This window comes from Actinotalea ferrariae CF5-4, assembly GCF_000603945.1.
GTDB classification, from domain to species: Bacteria; Actinomycetota; Actinomycetes; order Actinomycetales; family Cellulomonadaceae; genus Actinotalea; species Actinotalea ferrariae.
Map to the genome: position 1 here is coordinate 1 of NZ_AXCW01000418.1, position 1,997 is coordinate 1,997.

A 1,997-nucleotide genomic window follows, 5' to 3' on the forward strand; every position below is an offset into this window, starting at 1 on the left:
CGGTGCCGGGCGGCGCGGCGGGGGAGGTCAGCGGCAGGTCGGGTCCGGGCGTGCGGGTCACCGGGCCAGTCTGCGCCGGGTCGGTCGCCCGGGTCACGTCCGGCCGGCGCGGGCCCAGTCGACCGGTGCCGCGCCCTGCTCCGCCAGCAGGCGGTCCACGGCGGAGAACGGCCGCGAGCCGAAGAACCCGCGCGAGGCCGACAGCGGGCTGGGGTGCACGCCGGCGACGACGGGCGTGTCCCCGAGGAACGGCCGGACGCCCTGGGCGTCGCGGCCCCACAGCAGGGCGACCAGCGGACCGCCGCGCTCCACCAGGGCCCGCACGGCCCGCTCCGTGACCTCCTGCCAGCCCAGCGTGCGGTGCGACCCCGGAGCCCCCTCACGGACCGTGAGCACGCGGTTGAGCAGCAGCACGCCCTGGTCGGCCCACCCCGTGAGGTCTCCCGTCGGCCCGGGAGCGGCCCCGACGTCGTCCGCGAGCTCGCGGTAGATGTTCTGCAGCGAGCGCGGCAGCGGCCGGACGTCGGGCGCCACGGAGAAGGCGAGCCCCGTCGCGTGGCCGGGCGTGGGGTAGGGGTCCTGCCCGACGACGAGCACCCGGACGTCGGCCAGCGGGCGCGTGAACGCCCGCAGGACGTCGGGCCCGGCGGGCAGGTACCGGTGCCCGGCCGCGACCTCGGCCCGCAGCGCGTCCCCGATCGCGTGCACGCGGTCCTGGACGGGGGCGAGCGCCGCGGCCCAGTCGGGCGCGACGAGCTCGCTCAGGGGTCGGGGCGGCACGCCGGGCAGCGTAGACCCGCCCGCGCGGGCTCCGCCCCCCGGCGGGGGCCGGCGGACGAGGCCGCGGACGGCGTCGTGCCGCGACCCGCCGGGGCCAATGACACCGGTGTGATTCGGCCCTAGCATGGGTCCGACCGCACCACCCCGGAGGAACCATGCCGACGACCTCACCCAGCCTCGCACCGGCCGCCGCGACGCAGGACCGTGCCGGCACCGGGACGGCGCTGACGGAGCGCGACGAGCAGGTCCTCGCCTTCGAGCGGCAGTGGTGGAAGTACGCGGGCGCGAAGGAGCAGGCGATCCGCGAGCTCTTCGAGATGTCGGCCACGCGCTACTACCAGGTGCTCAACGCGCTCATCGACTCCCCGGCCGCCCTCGCGCACGACCCGATGCTGGTCAAGCGGCTCCGACGGATGCGCAGCTCGCGCCAGCGGGCCCGTACCGCGCGTCGCCTCGGCATCGACGGCTGAGGCGGTCGTCCCAGCCGCTAGCCTGCTCGGCGTGAAGGGCCACCACGACTACCCGCCGGACGAGTTCGACGCCGCCGCGCAGGAGGAGCGTCCCCGTGGCGTGCACCGCGCCCCGCGCTCCTGGTGGAGCCGGTGGGGCGCACTGGTCGCGGTCCTCGTGGTGTTCCCGCTCCTCGCGTTCGGGGTGGTGACCTGGCTCTCGGAGTGGGAGGGCCTGCAGCGCGACGGGACCGCGGTCGAGCAGCCGCAGGTGGGGGCCTCGCAGCCCGCCGAGCCCGCCGAGCCCGCCGAGCCCACCGAACCGGGACCCGTCGAGGGGGAGCAGCCGCCGGCAGAGGAGAGCCCCACGGAACCCGCGCCGGAGCCGCCGCCGCTGCCCGAGCCCGACCTGAGCACCCCTGTCGTCGTCCTCAACGCGACAGGCAGGGGCGGTCTGGCCGGTGGGGGCGCCGCCCGGCTGGAGGACGCGGGCTTCACCGCCGTCACCTCCGGCAACTGGGACGACGAGGACCCGGCCGCCTCGGTGGTGCTGTACGCCGACCCCGCCGACCAGGGCACCGCGGCCGAGGTGGCCGCGACGCTCGGCATCGCCCTCGTCGAGCTGTCCGAGGCGGTGGACGGCGTCACGGCCGTGCTGGCGGACGACTACGTCCCCGAGTGACCCGGTCACGTCGCACCGGCCTCGCGGTGGCTCGACGGTGGTCTCGCGCTGCCCTCGGCTGACCTGAGCCCTGATCCACCGGCCTG

3 protein-coding genes are annotated in these 1,997 nt (G+C 77.1%); 2 read left to right on the forward strand and 1 reads right to left on the reverse strand.

Annotation, left to right across the window (positions count from 1 at the left end):
• Positions 1–93: 93 nt before the first annotated feature.
• Entirely contained in the window at positions 94–780 is a 687-nt protein-coding gene (locus tag N866_RS18400) for a uracil-DNA glycosylase (RefSeq protein WP_034229479.1), read from the reverse strand.
• Positions 781–935: 155 nt separating this feature from the next.
• Here N866_RS18400 and N866_RS18405 point away from each other — a divergent pair, with 155 nt between their 5' ends.
• Together N866_RS18405 and N866_RS18410 are read left to right on the forward strand one after the other, a co-directional pair.
• Complete coding sequence (locus tag N866_RS18405) at positions 936–1,250, forward strand: DUF3263 domain-containing protein (protein WP_034229481.1); 315 nt, start codon at positions 936–938, stop codon at positions 1,248–1,250.
• A 31-nt stretch (positions 1,251–1,281) separates the two neighbouring features.
• Positions 1,282–1,911, forward strand: coding sequence for a LytR C-terminal domain-containing protein (locus N866_RS18410; protein WP_034229483.1), 630 nt, complete (start codon positions 1,282–1,284; stop codon positions 1,909–1,911).
• Positions 1,912–1,997 lie beyond the last annotated feature (86 nt).